General features: G+C 71.5%; 12 protein-coding genes, 2 tRNA genes and 1 riboswitch. Of the genes, 7 read left to right on the plus strand and 7 right to left on the minus strand.

Going from position 1 to position 15,114, the window contains the following annotated elements; translation table 11 throughout:
- Nucleotides 1–83: 83 nt before the first annotated feature.
- Nucleotides 84–788 carry an SDR family oxidoreductase gene (locus M4486_RS02100; protein WP_249479330.1) on the minus strand — a complete coding sequence of 235 codons (705 nt, stop codon included), beginning with the start codon at nucleotides 786–788 and terminating at the stop codon, nucleotides 84–86.
- 55 nt (nucleotides 789–843) lie between these two features.
- Between M4486_RS02100 and M4486_RS02105 the strand changes: the two genes are divergently transcribed.
- On the plus strand, nucleotides 844–1,233 hold the full coding sequence (locus M4486_RS02105; protein ID WP_249479331.1) for a MerR family transcriptional regulator: 390 nt from the start codon (nucleotides 844–846) through the stop codon (nucleotides 1,231–1,233).
- 49 nt (nucleotides 1,234–1,282) lie between these two features.
- Here M4486_RS02105 and M4486_RS02110 read toward each other — a convergent pair whose 3' ends face one another.
- Both M4486_RS02110 and M4486_RS02115 read right to left on the minus strand, forming a co-directional pair.
- Nucleotides 1,283–3,871, minus strand: coding sequence for a polysaccharide pyruvyl transferase family protein (locus tag M4486_RS02110; protein ID WP_249479332.1), 2,589 nt, complete (start codon nucleotides 3,869–3,871; stop codon nucleotides 1,283–1,285).
- Between the two features lie 806 nt (nucleotides 3,872–4,677).
- Nucleotides 4,678–4,753: transfer RNA gene (locus tag M4486_RS02115), tRNA-His, on the minus strand.
- Between the two features lie 251 nt (nucleotides 4,754–5,004).
- On the opposite strand from M4486_RS02115, the gene M4486_RS02120 reads away from it, so the two are divergent.
- Nucleotides 5,005–5,346, plus strand: a complete 342-nt coding sequence (locus M4486_RS02120) for a thiamine-binding protein (RefSeq protein ID WP_249479333.1) — start codon at nucleotides 5,005–5,007, stop codon at nucleotides 5,344–5,346.
- A 39-nt stretch (nucleotides 5,347–5,385) separates the two neighbouring features.
- Here M4486_RS02120 and orn read toward each other — a convergent pair whose 3' ends face one another.
- Nucleotides 5,386–7,308: an oligoribonuclease gene (gene orn / locus M4486_RS02125; RefSeq protein ID WP_249479334.1), complete on the minus strand. Its 1,923-nt coding sequence runs from the start codon at nucleotides 7,306–7,308 to the stop codon at nucleotides 5,386–5,388.
- Nucleotides 7,309–7,369: 61 nt separating this feature from the next.
- A riboswitch (TPP riboswitch) is annotated at nucleotides 7,370–7,462 on the plus strand.
- On the opposite strand from orn, the gene M4486_RS02130 reads away from it, so the two are divergent.
- The 4 genes from M4486_RS02130 to M4486_RS02145 all read left to right on the plus strand — a co-directional run bounded on the left by M4486_RS02130 (nucleotide 7,454) and on the right by M4486_RS02145 (nucleotide 11,224).
- Nucleotides 7,454–8,911, plus strand: coding sequence for an MFS transporter (locus M4486_RS02130; RefSeq protein ID WP_249479335.1), 1,458 nt, complete (start codon nucleotides 7,454–7,456; stop codon nucleotides 8,909–8,911). Its footprint overlaps the riboswitch before it by 9 nt.
- Nucleotides 8,908–9,837, plus strand: coding sequence for a hydroxyethylthiazole kinase (gene thiM / locus M4486_RS02135; protein ID WP_249479336.1), 930 nt, complete (start codon nucleotides 8,908–8,910; stop codon nucleotides 9,835–9,837). Before M4486_RS02130 ends, thiM begins: the two co-directional genes overlap by 4 nt.
- Nucleotides 9,834–10,580: a thiamine phosphate synthase gene (locus M4486_RS02140; protein WP_249479337.1), complete on the plus strand. Its 747-nt coding sequence runs from the start codon at nucleotides 9,834–9,836 to the stop codon at nucleotides 10,578–10,580. The genes thiM and M4486_RS02140 overlap by 4 nt, the downstream gene beginning before the upstream one ends.
- Before the next feature lie 50 nt (nucleotides 10,581–10,630).
- Nucleotides 10,631–11,224 (plus strand): DUF7010 family protein, encoded by a 594-nt coding sequence (locus tag M4486_RS02145; RefSeq protein ID WP_249479338.1) that lies wholly within the window; start codon nucleotides 10,631–10,633, stop codon nucleotides 11,222–11,224.
- A 30-nt stretch (nucleotides 11,225–11,254) separates the two neighbouring features.
- Here M4486_RS02145 and M4486_RS02150 read toward each other — a convergent pair whose 3' ends face one another.
- From M4486_RS02150 to M4486_RS02160, 3 genes are all read right to left on the minus strand, one after another.
- Entirely contained in the window at nucleotides 11,255–12,304 is a 1,050-nt protein-coding gene (locus M4486_RS02150) for an SDR family NAD(P)-dependent oxidoreductase (protein WP_249479339.1), read from the minus strand.
- 99 nt (nucleotides 12,305–12,403) lie between these two features.
- On the minus strand, nucleotides 12,404–13,912 hold the full coding sequence (locus M4486_RS02155) for an FAD-dependent oxidoreductase (protein WP_249479340.1): 1,509 nt from the start codon (nucleotides 13,910–13,912) through the stop codon (nucleotides 12,404–12,406).
- Between the two features lie 256 nt (nucleotides 13,913–14,168).
- Nucleotides 14,169–14,241, minus strand: a tRNA-Arg gene (locus M4486_RS02160).
- Between the two features lie 209 nt (nucleotides 14,242–14,450).
- Between M4486_RS02160 and M4486_RS02165 the strand changes: the two genes are divergently transcribed.
- The gene (locus tag M4486_RS02165; RefSeq protein ID WP_249479341.1) at nucleotides 14,451–15,113 is read left to right on the plus strand and encodes a hypothetical protein; all 663 of its coding nucleotides are present in this window, start codon (nucleotides 14,451–14,453) and stop codon (nucleotides 15,111–15,113) included.
- Nucleotide 15,114 lies beyond the last annotated feature (1 nt).

Raw genomic sequence — 15,114 nt, forward strand, 5'->3', positions numbered from 1 at the left:
TCGGGATCCTGGACCAGGAACTGCACGACACCCGCCTCCTGGGCTCCCGTGCGGTACCAGCGGGGCTCGAGCGGCCTGGAGGATCAGCCGAGCTCCGCGTAGAGCTCCTCGGGACGGCTCGCGAGGCGCGCCTTGATCGCGGCGGAGTCCGTGTCGAGCACCTCGCTGCGGCCGGCCTCGAGGGCGTCGAGGGTCATCGCCACGACCTGCCGGGGGTCGTTCTTCGGGATGTCCCAGCCGGCCATCATGTCGGTGTCGGTCGAGGCGAGATGGACGCCCAGCACCTGCGTCCCCTGGGCGGCGAGCTCGAGCCGGGTGCTGTTGGTCAGCTGCCACTCGGCGGCCTTCGAGGCGGCGTACGAGCCGTTGCCGGGGAAGGTGCGGAAGGACAGCAGCGACATGATGTTGATGATCGCGCCGCCGCCGTGCGCGGCGAGCACCGGGGCGAACGCCCGCGAGACGTGCAGGGCGCCGAAGAAGTTGGTCTCCATCTCGGCGCGGATGCGCTCGAGGTCGCCCGTGAGCAGGTTTTGGGCCGAGGCGATGCCGGCGTTGTTCACGAGGAGGTCGACGTCGTGGGCGTGCTCGGCGGCGGAGGCGGCGTGCGCCGCGTCGGTCACGTCCAGGCGCAGCGGGACGACCCGCGGGTCGTCGAAGGGGAGCGATTCCGGGCGTCGCGCGGTGGCGTAGATACGTCGGGCGCCCCGCTCGAGCAGCTGCTCGACGACGATGCGGCCGATGCCCCGGTTGGCTCCGGTGACGAGTGCGGTGCTGTGTGCGATGTCCATGTGCGCGACACTAGGACCTGACACCCATGTCAGGTGCAAGCGACGGGGAGGCACGATGCAGGAGGGCACCGGGATGCTGAGGATCGGCGAGCTCGCGAGGCGCACCGGGGTGAGCGTGCGCTCCCTGCGGTACTACGAGTCGAGAGGCCTGCTCGCGGCGGAGCGCACGGGCGGCGGTCAGCGCTCCTACCAGGAGGAGGCCGTGGATCGCGTGCTGCTCATCCAGCAGCTGTTCGCCGCGGGGCTCAGCAGCGGCGACATCGCCGAGCTGCTGCCGTGCATGCGCAGCGGTCGCACCACGGCCGCGATGGTCGAGCGGCTGGAGCGCGAGCGGGCCCGGATGGAGGACCAGATCGAGCAGCTCCACGCGGCGCGCGACCGGCTCGACGGCGTGCTCGCGGACGCGCGGAGCAGGAACGCGACGAGCACGCCCACCCGAGGGTGAGCGCGCTCGTCGTGACCGGGCGGGCGAGAGGCCGCCGGAGCTCCGGGACTCAGGCGTCCTTGTGCTGGACCAGCGCGCGCTCCACGCCGGTGCGCTTCGAACGGGGCACCAGCACGCTCTCGTCGAAGTGGCCCACGCCGATGAACGAGATGAAGACCTCGTGGTCCGGGATGTCGATGAGCTCGCGGATCTTGGTCTCCTTCTCCGTGCCCATCGCCGTGTTCAGCGGCACCGAGCCCAGGCCCACCTGCGTGAGGCCCAGCAGCAGCGACATCATGAACAGCCCGCCGTCCACGAACGGCTGGTTGCGCTCGGGCGCGAAGAGGAACGCGTCCAGGTCCGCGGAGACCAGCAGCAGCCTGGGCGGCATCTCGTAGCCGGCGAAGCCGCCCTGGATGTCCAGCACCTTCTTGATGACGTCGGGGTCCTCGAACTGGTGGACCCTCGCGCCCTGGCGGTTGCAGACCGAGGGCGACTGCATCGCGATCTGCACCGCACGCGCGATCTCCTCGTCCTTCACGGGCTCGGAGGTGTACTCGCGCACGCTGCGGCGGCCGTAGACCACGTCGAGGAAGCTGCGCTCCTCGTCCTCGTTCTCCACCTCGCCGACGAGCTCCCGGACCTGCCCGGCCGGCAGCACGCCGCCCTCGGAGTGGGTGGTGCCGTCGATGAGGTCCTGGGCGGCCTCGGAGAACAGCTGGCGGAAGTGCGAGACGTCGGTGCCGAGCTGGTCGTGGCGGTCGAAGTAGGCCTTCATCACGGCGGCCGAGCTCTGCAGGAACTCGTCCGAGATGTCGCGATCCGCCGCGAGCCAGGCGTTCATCTCCTTGGACAGGCCCGGGACCGCGCGCCCGCCGAAGCCGGGTCGGAAGTTGCTGCGGCTCAGCCCCTTCTCGATGGCGTGGGCGTGGAAGATCATCCGCGCCTGGGCGCCGGAGACGCCGTCGGCCGAACGGGCGTGGCTGAAGGAGCGCACCTGGCGCTCGGAGTCCTTGAGCGCGAGAGCCTTCGCCTGGGAGGAGAAGCCGCCCGCGGGCGCTCCGCCCTTGCGCTTGGCCGGGGCCTGCGCGGCGAGCGCACCGGTGGGGATCCGCTCGATCTCGATGCTGCGGATGTCTGCCCCGGCACGGCGACCGGTGAAGTGCACGCCGCCGAGCATGAACTGAGTGAACCCGGGCTCGGAGACCGTGAAGGTGAGCGTGTCCGTGCGGGCCTGGCCGCGCGCGCCCTCGACGTTCACGGCGCCGACGACGCGGAACCGGGTCGTCTCGGGATTGCGCACGTGGATGTTGACCTTCTTGGCGTCCGTCGTCGGCGTCCAGTCGATGCGCAGCTGGTAGGCGGAGCCGGCCACGAGCGGCTCCGGCAGGTCGGTCCACACCAGGTTGCCCAGCACGGCGCCGTCTCGCGCCACGCGCAGGCGGGTCTGCTTGCCGCGACGGGCGATCTTCCAGCCGGAGCCCCCGGTCGCGAACTCCGGCGCCGTGAGCGTGAGCTTCTGGCGCGGGTAGAGCGCGGCGGAGCCGGTGGTGCTCGGGTCCAGCGCCTCCTTCAGCCAAGCCATCGACGACTCGCGGCCGGAGCTGATGTAGTCGCGGGCGGTCGAGTAGTCGATCTCGCGGGTGACGTGCGGGTTCGCGGCGATGTCCTCGTGGGAGTCGGTCTCGCGCACGCGCCGCGTCTCGTCGAAGCCGAGCGAGCTCATGAGGTTCTTGAAGCGGTCCGCTCCGCGCTTGGTGTTGAAGATCGAGGAGAAGGGCTTCTCGAAGATCGCCGCGAAGGCGGAGCCGTGGAAGCTGTCGGTGACGACGTACTCCGCGTCCTTGTACGTGCGCAGGAAGTTCTCGGGCCGGTCCTCGTCGAGGATCTGGGCGCGCGGCTCGTCGGCCCACAGGGTCCGGCAGTGCTCGATGCCGTCGTCGGGGTTGGGGATCACACGGATGATCTCGAGGCCGAGCTTGTCCGCGATGCCCTGCGCGACGGCCTTCTTCTCCTCGGTCGGATCGAGGAAGAACACGCTGAGGTACTCGCCCTCCGGGGCGACGGTGGCCTTCGCGGCGAGCTCGTCGTAGTGCTCGCGGGGGAGCAGGAAGACGGGGTCGACGACCAGGGAGGCCTTGGCGCCGAAGATGTCGCGCGCGGTGTCGACCGCGTAGCCCTCGCGCACGGAGATCGCCTTGAAGCGCTGCAGCTGCGCGGCGTGGGTGGCGATGAAGTCGGGCGTGAACTTCTTCGTGCCGCGGTTGCCGAAGGACGTGCCGTAGGCGACGCGGTTGTTCTTCTCGGAGACGAAGTCCAGGAAGAGGTCGCTGTTCACGCGGCCGATGAGCGGGTTCCACAGCTGGTCGCTGCCCACCACGAAGGTGCGCGCGCGCTCGTTCAGGCGCGGCAGCTCGGTGAAGTGCATCTGCTGGGTGGTGTGGTAGCCGACGCGCTCGGCGAACTGCATCGAGACGATGTCGTCCGGCCACTCGACGCGGAAGCCGTTGTAGCCCAGGGGCTCGTGGACCATGAGCACCGAGTGGCCGAGGTTCTGGATCGCGCGGTTCAGGCCGTAGTACGTGAGGATCGACCCGTAGTTCTTCCCGTACCACCAACCGCACACGGCGACGTCGAATGTCTGCTTCGGATCGGTCATCTGGTGAATCCTTGCCTCTCATCGCTTGCTGCAGGAGGTGACGCCTGGAGTCTGGGGTGCATTTCGTGCATGTGCCCGTGAATTCACTGTGTGAGCTCTTCCGGGCGGGCGATCGAAATGCTTGCGGCGAGTCTAGCCCAGCACCGCTGGGGGAAATCGGTCGTGTCGCGTCGGTGTCACGGGGAGATCCCGCAGGCCGGCCGGGGCCGCCGCGGCGGCCGGACGTGGAGGGCGGGGCGCTGGACGTGGGAGCGCGGGGCGGCGCATCTTCGGGTGCTCGCCACGGGCGGGGCATCGCCCCAGGTGAGGGGCGCTGGTGGCCATGGCGTGCAGGTCGTGGCGGCGGGGACCGGCTCCGACAGGTGTCGCCTGCTTGCTCGGCGAGGTGAGCGGAACGGTCTCGGACGGGGCTCCGTGGTCGACTTCACCGCCCGAGGGAACGGACGCGGTACGTCAGGTGTACGGGCGGTGAACGGGGTGCGGACGAACGGTAAGTGAATTGAAGAGAGGTGAGGAGGAAGAATGGAGGCCGTGTGGCAGCGCCTCGTGGTGCATGCGCAGGTCGACGGGTTCGGAGATTCTCCGCGGGCAGCTTCTTGAATATCGATCACGTATTCGATGCGGCGGCGATCGAATGAATTTCAGACAGTGGTGGACGTCAGGGGCGAACGTGGCGGGCCGGGCGCTTCGCATGGGTGTGGGGCGAGAGGCGGCAGGTGGATCGGTGCGCTCGTGCCGCCGTCGTCCGCGTGGGTGTCCAGACACCGGCTCAGACAGAAAAAACGCCCTGTCACCAGGGCGTTTCTTGGGGTGATCGACGGGATTTGAACCCGCGACCGCCTGGACCACAACCAGGAGCTCTACCTACTGAGCTACGACCACCATGTGCGCTCCGAGGACCGCAACGAGAAGCAAGCATACCGGGCGTCGGCCCTGCTCCGCACCCTCGAACGGGGGTTCTCGCTGTGAGACGCCTTGCACTTCGTCGGCACGGCAGACTGGGGCATCAGCCCTGGAGGACTCCGGGCCGGAAAAGCAGGAGCCGGATCCTGCCTCGTCATGACAGGCTCGCCGCATGCTCCTGGGCGCATGATCCGCTTGCCCGCGGGCCGATGGGGGAGAACAGTGGGGGCATGATCATCGCCTTCTCCGTCCAGCCCACCGGTGAGCCCTCCGATCCCGGCCTCACCCGCGACCTCGCCGAGGGGTCCGACGCCGCGAGCGTCCACGACGCCGTCGCCGCCGCCGTCCGGGTGGTCCGGGAGTCCGGGCTCCCGAACCGCACAAGCTCGATGTTCACCGAGATCGAGGGCGACTGGGACGAGGTGATGGACGTGGTGCGGCGCGCGACGGCCGAGGCCGGTCGCTTTGGGTCGCGCGTCTCCCTCGTGCTCAAGGCCGACATCCGCCCCGGGCACGAGGGCGAGCTCGACGGGAAGATCGAGCGCCTCGACGCCGCCCTCGACCGGAACTGAGGGCGGCGCCGCAAGTGAGGGCGGTGCCGCCCGGCTGACTCAGCCGATCTCGTCGACCAGGCCGTCGCGGACGGCGGCGGCCATGGTCGGGGTGACGGGCAGTCGCGGGATGAGCGTGGCCTGGTAGGCGTGGTAGATGTCCGGCTTGCCCTCCCAGGTGCGTGCCTGGGGCTGGTTGCGCCGGTCCAGCTCGTGGTGCCAGCTGCCCCGCTCGGGATCCAGCAGGAACTCGCTGACGTACTCCCACCAGGCCTGGTAGCGGTCGGCCCACTTCCGATCACCCGTCACCTGGAACATCGCGGCCGCGGCGGCGGTCGCCTCGGCGGCGACCCAGTGCATGCGCTCGTGCACCACGGGCGTCCCGTCCCAGTCCACCGTGTAGGGGAACCCGGGCTCCCCGTCCATGCCGAAGGCGTCGTCGGCCCGTGCCATGAGAGCGTTCGCGGCCTCGAGCATCCACTCGGGGGCGTCGCCGTCCTTCGCGAGCAGTGCGGCGCGGCCGTGCAGGACCAGGCGGGACCACTCGAGCCAGTGGCCGACGGTCGCCCCGTACGGGCGGAACGGATCGGCCGGCTTGTCCTCGTTGTACTCGAGGATCGGGTTCCACGAGGTGTCGAAGTGCTCGGGCAGCAGCCAGTCCTGCTCGCGCGCGAACTCGTCGATCGCCCGGGTCATGATGCCCACGGCGCGGTCCAGCCAGCGGCGCTCCCCGGTGACGTCGGCCGCGGCGAGCAGGGCCTCGGTCGTGTGCATGTTCGCGTTGATGCCCCGGTACTCCTCGCAGACGGCGAAGGCGCGGTCGAAGGTGTCCACGCTCATCCCCGCCTCCTCGTCGTAGAACTTCTCGTCGAGGACGCCCAGGGCCTCCTCGAGCAGCTCCGCGGCGTGCGGGCGTCCGGCGGCGGTCGCCGAGGCGGCCGCGAGCACCACGAACGCGTGGGCATAGGCCTCCTTGGCGTCGTCGATGACGGTCTCGCCGGCGATCTTCGAGAACCAGCCGCCGTGCTTCTCGTCCTTGAAGACGGTGCGCAGGGACTCGATGCCGTGGTCCACGAAGCGCCCGTACTCGGGGCTGCCCAGCATCGTGGCGAGCGCGAAGCAGTGGGTCATGCGGCAGGTCACCCAGAGCTCTGCCGGCTTGTCGCCGTCGAGCTCCCCGTTCTCGTCGAGCCAGCCGAAGCCGCCGTCCTCCCGCAGCGACTCGGAGCCGAAGACGAGCAGCTCCTCGCCCTCGGAGTCCAGCCAGGTGCGATGGGTGGCGCGCTGCAGCCACGGCACCGATGGCGCGGAGGATCCCGCGGCGCCGGCGGCCGCGTCGTCGGACCCGTCGGCGCTCTCGCCGTCGACGGCGAGCTCGAAGGTGCGCGCGGCGGCCTGGGCCTGCGCGGTCGTCGGCCCGGGATCGGCCACGAACAGCACCTCGCGGTAGTACTTGAGCTCCTGGATGGACTCGCGGATGTCGGCGAGGGCGCGGTGGCCGCCGTGCTTGGCGGGCGTGTTGTAGAAGACGCGGGGGAACCAGCGCTTGGCGAGCTCCTTGAGGCTCGAGACGTCGATCGTGCGGTAGGAGAGCCAGGCGGCGAACTCCGGCACGTCCTTGTCGAGGAACACGCGGTCGGTGCCCACGGAGTTGCCCGCGAGCGGCGCCTTGCCGGCCTCCGGGCAGTGCTCGCGCACGTAGGCCAGGCACTGCTCCTGCGCGGCCTCGAGGGTGATGCCCGCGTCCAGCTCCTCCAGCAGCCCTGAGTTCGTGTGCATGGTGCGCACGAAATCGCCCATCTGCTCCAGCGCCTCGGCCGGGGGTTTGACGACGACGTCCACGCCCTCCCCGAGGATGTTCAGGTCACCGTCGGTGACCAGGACGGCGATCTCGACGAGCGCGTCCTTCTCCTTGTCCAGTCCGGTCATCTCGCAGTCGACCCAGACGATGCGGTCGGCAGTTCCACGGTTCGAAGTGCTCACGTGGCAAGGGTAGTCGCCGCGGACGGCGCCGCGTCGCCGCCGACGGCTCTGGAATACTGGCGCGCCGGACACGGGGTGCGCCGCGCGCGCTGAGATCAGACCCGTGGAACCTGATGCAGTTCGCACTGACGAAGGGATGTCCGCCATGCGGTCACGTCTGCCCGAGAGCCCGCCCACGACCGCCGCCGCGGTCCACACGCCGTCGGCCGGGCCGACGCCGAAGCCGCAGCTGCCGCCCGAGGGCCGCGCCGCCCTGCGCGCCGGGGTGGTCGGCAACTTCATCGACAACGTCCACGTGTTCCTGCCGCTCACCGCGCTGACCCCGGCGCTCGCCGTCGTCGCCGGACCGGGGATCGCCGCCACCACCGGAGCGATCGTGGTGATCGCGATGATGCTCGGCAGGCCCGTCGGCGGAATGGTCTTCGGCAGGATCTCGGACCGCCTGGGGCGCACCCGCACCACGAAGGTCGCGATCACCGGCACCGCCGCCTGCGCCCTCCTGATCGCCGCCATGCCCACCCACGAGCTGCTGGGCGTGGGAACGATCGGCCTGATCCTCGCCCTGCGGTTCCTCGGCGGGATCTTCGTGGCCGGCGAGTACTCGGCCGCGATCCCCCTGGCCATGGAATGGTCGGCCCCGCGCCGGCGCGGCCTCATGAGCGGGCTCATCCTCTCGATGGCGCCCTGGGCGCAGGCCGCGATCGCCTTCGCGACCGCTGTGCTGCTGCTGATCCTTGGACCCGACGCCTATGCCGCGTGGGGCTGGCGGGCGCTGTTCGTGCTCGGGGCGCTCGCCTCGCTCGGCATGCTCGCCTACTACCGGCGGCGCGTGGTCGATGCGCCGACGACACGACGAGTGATCGAGGAGCGCGAGGGCCAGGAGCCCTCGACGGACGACGGCCCGCTCCTGGCCGACGAATCTCTGGCGGACGAGGGGCCCGCCGCCTCGGGCATCGCGGCCATGCTCCGCGGACGCTGGGCGCGCGCCTTCTGGCAGGTGTTCACCCTGATGACGGGCCTGTGGCTGCTCACGAACACGACCGTCATCTTGCTCACCGCCCAGCTCGGCCAGGACACGGGTCTGTCGGCGACCAGCGTCTCGATCGCGATGGGCATCGCCTCGTGCGCGCAGGCGCTCGCGATGGCGCTCGCCGGGCATCTCTCCACCAGCACTGGCAGGCGCCGACTGTTCGTCCTGTGGGGGATCGCGGCGACCGTGCTGGGCCCGGTCCTGTGGTGGATGTCGGTCGGCTCGAGCACGCTGGCCGGTGCCGCCGTGCTCGCCGCCGCGCTGCAGGTCGTCACCGTCGCCGCGTACGGACCGGTCTCCGCCTACCTCTCCGAGCGCTTCCCGACGTCGGTGCGCTCCACCGGGTACGGAATGGGCTACAGCCTCTCGCTGATCCTGCCCGCGCTCTACCCGTTCTACCTGCCCGGGCTCTCGGCGCTGCTCGGGGCGCACGCCGCGGTGCTCGGACTGCTCGTGCTGGGCGGTGTCCTCCTCATCGTCGGCGCGGCGCTCGGGCCCCGGCTGTCGGCGGCGGAGATCGACAGGGACCTCGACGTTGTCGCCGACCGGGGCAGCCGGGGGAGCGGGCGATGAGAACTGATCCGCACCCTCGCGAAGACCACGACGTCGACGATGACGCCGCGCTCGGTGACGACCCGGACCTGCGCGCGGTCGCCCTGGTGCTCGCCGAGGTGCGCCGGCATCCGCCGCTCGTCCACTGCCTCACCGCGACGGTGTCGATGGGCATCGTGGCCGCCGGTCTGCTCGCCGCGGGCGCCCGCCCGATGATGACCGAGACCGAGGCCGAGGCGCCCGTGGTCACAGGGGCGGCCGACGCGCTGCTCGTGAACCTCGGGACCCTCAGCACCGATGCGATGTCGGGCATCCCCGCGACCGTGGCCGCGAGCATCGCGGCCGGTCACCCCTGGGTGCTCGATCCGACCGCGATCGGGCGCGCGCCCGTGCGCACGCCCCTCGCCCGCGAGCTCGTGGGCCTGCGGCCGGACGTGGTGCGCGGGAACGCCTCGGAGATCCTCGCGCTGCGCGGCGGGACCGGCGGACGCGGCGCCGACGCGAGCGACGGAGCCGAGAGCGCCCATGGTTCCGCCCGCGAGATCGTCGCACTCACCGGCGGAGCCGTGGCCGTCTCGGGGCCCGTCGACTGGATCGTCGGTGCGGGTGCAGTCATGGCCGATGGGGATCGCACACCAGGGATCGAGGTCCGACGCGGGCATCCCCTTCTCACGCGCGTCACCGGCACCGGCTGTCTGCTCGGGGCGCTCACCGCCGCGTGCCTCGTCGCGGTCGAGAGGAGCGGGCCTGACGTCTCACCCGTCGGGCCCTCGGACCTCACCGGCCACGCCGCCCGCGCCGCTCACGCCGCGACGGTGTGGCTCGACGTCGCGGGGGAGTGCGCAGCACGCCGCGCGCCGCGGCCCGGTGCCTTCCGCACCGCCCTGCTCGACGCCCTCGACGAGATCGGCGAGCACGCCCTGGAGACCACCACGGAGGACCGATGACCCTGGATCACGACCACGACCACGACCACCCGGGCCTGGACGGGGACGGGGCTGCCCCGGCGCCCCTCGACCTGCGCTGCTATCTCGTCACCTCCGGGACCGATCGCCGCACCGTGGAGACCGCGGCGGCCGCCGCCGCTGCCGGCGCGGGCGTCGTCCAAGTCCGTGCGAAGGGGCTCGAGGCCCGCGAGCTGCTCGGTCTCGTGACCGCGGTGGCGCGTGCCGTCGGCTCCACCGCGCCCACCTGCCGGGTCCTCGTCGACGACCGGGCGGACGTGGCCTTCGCCGCCCGGGCGCGCGGCGCGCACGTGCACGGCGTCCACCTCGGCCAGGACGATCTGCCCGTCGCCGGGGCCCGCGCCCTGCTGGGCCCGGACGCGATCATCGGGCTGACCACGGGGACCCTCGACCTCGTGAGGTCCGCCGAGACCCAGGCGGAGCTGCTCGACTACGTCGGCGCCGGCCCCTTCCGGCCCACTCCCACGAAGGAGTCGGGCCGCACGCCCCTGGGCATCGACGGGTACCGGACGCTGGTCGGGGCCACGCGTCTGCCGATCGTCGCGATCGGCGACGTCACGCCCGCCGACGTGCCCGCGCTTGCCGCGGCCGGCGTCGCCGGGGTCGCTCTGGTGCGCGCGATCATGGGCGCGAGCGACCCCGCGGCCGTGGTCCGCGAGGTGCTGAGCGGGTTCGGGAGCGATCAGGGACCGGCGTCACGGGGCGCCCCTCGACAGATGTCATGACCTCGCCCGGGCCCGGGGACGGCGGGTGCCGGCCCTGGTAGACCGTCGGCATGGACACGGATCTGAACCAGCTCGCGACCGTCAACCACCACGGCTTCGCCTTCCTCCTCGCCTACGGCCTCACCTGGCTGCTGGCGGCGGCCGTCTGGCGATGGCGCGGACAGCGCGCGGGCGCCTACGCGGTGCTCCTGCAGGGAGTGGTCGCCCTGCCGATCGCCTTCGGTCTCATGGCCGTGACCTCCGCCGGGCCGCGTCCGCAGAACCCCCTGCTCGACGAGCTGTCCACGGCGCTCGCCATTTCCCAGGTGTTCGCGCTGCCGATCCTCATCTACCTGATCCTGCGCCGCGCGCACCGGCAGGTCCCGATCGTCCTCGCGGCGGTGACGATCGTGCACTTCTCCCCGTACTCGTGGCTCTACCGCACCCCGCTGTACATGGTCCTCGCCGGGGTGCTCGCGATCGGGCTGTTCATCGTGTGCCGCCTCGCGGACCGGCGGGCCGACGCGCTCGCCGCGACGCGCACCGACGACTCCGCTGCCGTGCCCACCGGTGCCGGTGGATCTGCGACGCCGGGCGACTGGATGATCCCGGCCTTCACGGGAGCCGTCCTCGTGATCGGGGCGATCATCGCCCTCCTGCTGTGAGCCGGGAGGACGCCCTGATGCCGCGCCCGGTCACACCGCTGACCAGCCCCCGTCGGAGGCGAGCACCGCGCCGTTGATGTTCGAGGCGTCCTCGGAGAGCAGGTACAGGATCGAGGAGGCGAGCTGCTCGGCCGTGGCGAGGGACGGGATGTTCCCGCGCGCCTCCTCGAGCCGGGCACTGCCGAAGGGCGCGATCTCGGGCTGCATCGGGATGCCCGTCGCGACCGCGCCCGGCGCCACGGCGTTCGTGCGGATCCCCTGCTTCGCGTACATGAAGGCCATCGACCGGGTGATCCCGATGACCGCATGCTTCGATGCCGTGTAGGCGACGCCCGAGGCCGAGCCGCGCAGCCCCGCCTCGCTCGCCACGTGCACGATCGCACCGCCCCCGGTCTCGAGCATCCGGGTGGTGACGGCCCGCGTGAGGGCGACGAGACCGCCCACGTTCACCGCGAGAACCTTCGTCCACATCTCGTCGCTGACCTCGTGGATCGCGGAGAAGTCATCGTTGATCCCGGCGACGTTCGCGAGCGCGTCGACGCGCTCGCCGGCCGCTGCGAGGATCGCGTCGATCGTCTGCGCGGAGCCGAGATCGCCGACGACCGTGACCAGCCGGTCCACGTGGTCCTCAGAGGTCTCGTTCGCGAGCGCCTCGAGGCGCTCGGCGGAGATGTCCGTCGCGACCACGCGCGCGCCCTCGGCGAGCAGGCGTTCGGCCGTGGCCCGGCCGATGCCGCCGGCGGCGCCGGTGACCACGACCGTGCGACCGGCGAAGCGCCCCGCGGGCGCATCCGAGCGGTCGGTCCGCCCGGCTCCGTCCGCCCGGCCGCCCGCGGTCGCGTCCGCGGGGATCTCCCCGTCGTTCGCGGCACGCACCATGTCGTCGACGGCGCTCTGGGGGAGTTCCCCGCGGCTGAGCGGCACGAGCTGCTGCAGCGGCATGTCGAGTGCGGGGCCGAGGGAGTCCGGGCTGGTGCCGGTGCGCTCGAGGAAGGCACGCAGCACGGGGCCGCCGCGGGGGTGCTCGAGCCATGTCGCGATCGTCGCGCTCGCGGTGATGGGGGTGGATGCATCGCTCATGGCCTGGACCTCCGACGTCCTCGTGGATGGGCGAGGGCGCAGCGATGCGGCCCTCGCCCCCACGCTAGGCGACGGGTTGCGGATCCGGGCGCCTCGAGGTCACTGTGGGAGCCAGTGCTCGATCACCGACTCCAGGCCCTGCTGGTCGGGAGAGGGGTGCGCGACGGGGGCCCCGGCACCGTCGGCCGCCGGTTCCGTGGCGGCCCAGGCGATGTGCCCGTCCGGTCTCAGCAGCACGGCTCGCGCCGGGAGGCCCTCGGCGGGCTCGACCAGCTGGTCCACCGCATCCGACCGCTGTTCGGCGTCGAAGGAGCCGGTCGGATCGAGCAGCAGCCACCTGCCCTCGCGCATCCGTTCGTAGAGTCTACCGGGCCCCACGGGCATGTCCCGCAGTCTGCGGCCGACGATGCCGCCGGGCGCCTCGTCCCCGGGCCAGAGGTCGTAGCGGATCGAGAGCGACGCGATCTTCTCGCTCAGGAGCCGGTCGACCTCCGGCAGCTCCATCAGCTCGCCGAGGACGCGCCGCAGGGCGAGAGCGCCGGGCTCGCCGGAGATCAGCACGCTCTGCGCGCGTGTGGTGGTCAGGACGTCGGCGGCGACCGGTCGACGCTCCGCCTCGTAGCTGTCGAGCAGTGCGGGAGGGGCCTGCCCCGAGATCAGGGCCGCGAGCTTCCAGCCGAGGTTGAAGGCGTCCTGGATACCGAGGTTCAGCCCCTGACCGCCCAGCGGCGGGTGCACGTGCGCGGCGTCTCCCGTGAGCAGGACACGGCCGCTGCGGAAGTGCTCGGCGAGCCGCGTGGCGTCGGTGAAGCGGGTGAGCGAGACGGGGGAGTGGGCGCCGAAGTCGGTGCCCGCGAAGGTGCGCAGACGTTCGAGGAACTCCTCGAACGACGGCCCTTCGGTGCGGTCCTCGGCGACGTTCGCCGCGGGGACGACGGCCCGGTGGAGCCCAGGGTTCGAGGATGGGCCGATGCCGAAGCCGCGGTGCTCGCGCCGCACGCGCTCGGAGACGGCGGCGACCTCCTCGGCCGGGGCCGTCACCTCCATCTCCCCGAGCAGCCACTCGTGCTCGGCCGCCTCACCCGGGAAGCCGATCCCGAGAAGGCCCCTCACGCGGCTGCGTCCGCCGTCGCATGCGACGGCCCAGCGTCCGCGCACGTGCTCGCCGTCGGCGAGGATGAGATCGACGGACTCCGCGTCCTGGGCGAGGCCGACGACCTCGCGCCCGCGGCGCACGTCGGCCCCGAGCTCGCGCGCTCTCTCCTCGAGCAGACGGTCGGTCACGGGCTGCGGGATGCCGAGCGTGAACTCGTGAGCAGTGTCGAGCTCGGGGGAGCTGCTCGACGGGATCCCGGCGAAGCGGCCGACGCCCGGATACGTCGTCCCCTCGGCGAGGAAGAGCTCGAGGATCCCCCGCTGATCCAGGATCTCGATGCTGCGGGCGTGCAGGCCCAGCGAGCGCACCAGACGGCTCGGCTCCTCCTCCTTCTCGAGCACCACCACGTCGATGCCGCGCAGTCGCAGCTCGGCCGCGAGCATCATGCCCGTCGGGCCTCCGCCGACGACGATCACGTCGTGCACGTCCTCGTCCATCCATGCGTCCACCATGCGCGCCTCCGCCCCTCTGCGGCCGGAGCATCCGGCCGCGAGCGAGCATTCTGGCGGGCCGAGGGGGCCTTGCCGCAAGCCCCGGTGGGGGAGATATCCTGGTCACGGCGGGGACGGGGTGCCGCAGACGGCCTGGACGATGGTCTCGCCCGGCCCGCCCTGGTCCGAGGGAGTTCACCTGCAGCAGGGGAGCGGTGCCGATCCGGATCCGGGGACTCAGTGCCCCGGGGCCGAGTTCCCTGCGAAGCGGACGGGGTGCCCCCAGCAGGACTCGAACCTGCAACCTGCGGTTTAGAAGGCCGTTGCTCTATCCATTGAGCTATGGGGGCGGACACGGCCGCCGTCCGGGCAGCGGCGCAGCGTGCGTGCGCCGCACAGTCTAGCGAGAACGGCAGGTGGCTCTGACGCCCGTCGGCCGTGGCGGGGTCCACGCACTGACCGCCGTCCGGCGGATCGTCCGACTTGGCTACAGTGCCCTTGTGCCGACGCCGACGAGGTGCGTCGCGTCGGTCGAGCGTCGACGAGCGGAGGGACAGCGATGTCCAGCAGGTTCGGGGGCCGTGCCCCCAGCGGTGTGCACGGCTACGGCCAGCTGACCATCTTCCTGATACCGATCGGGATCGCCACGAACTTCGTCGGCGGTCAGATCGCCACGCTCCTGAAGCTGCCGATGTACCTCGACTGCATCGGCACGATCCTGGTGGGCGCGCTGTGCGGAGGGCTGCCCGGGGCGCTCGTGGGCCTCATCTCGAACCTGCTGAACTCGATCACCTCGCCCACGCTGCTGCCTTTCGCCCTGATCAACATCCTGGTGGGTCTTCTCGCCGGATGGCTCTCACGGCTGGGCGTGTTCCGCTCGCTGTGGAAGACCCTGCTCTCCTCGCTGGGCTTCAGCCTGATCGGCGCCGGCCTGGGCGGCCTGATCACGATCATCGTCTTCGGGGGCCTGGGCGGCAACGGCGTCGCCCTCATCACCGGCGCCCTGCGCGCCCTGGGCTTCGGCCTCGTCCCGGCGGTCTACATCTCGAGCTTCCCGGCCGATGTGCTCGACAAGGTCGTCACCGTGCTCATCGTGTTCTTCGTGCTCTCGCGCGTGCCCACCCGGCTCCTCGTCAAGGTTCCCCTGGGGGCCGTCTACCTGGGGCGGCGCAGACGCCGCGTGATCGAGGTCCCCGACGACGAGCTTGCCCTGGAGGTGTGAG

The organism is Brachybacterium kimchii, from assembly GCF_023373525.1.
Taxonomy (GTDB): Bacteria; Actinomycetota; Actinomycetes; order Actinomycetales; family Dermabacteraceae; genus Brachybacterium; species Brachybacterium kimchii.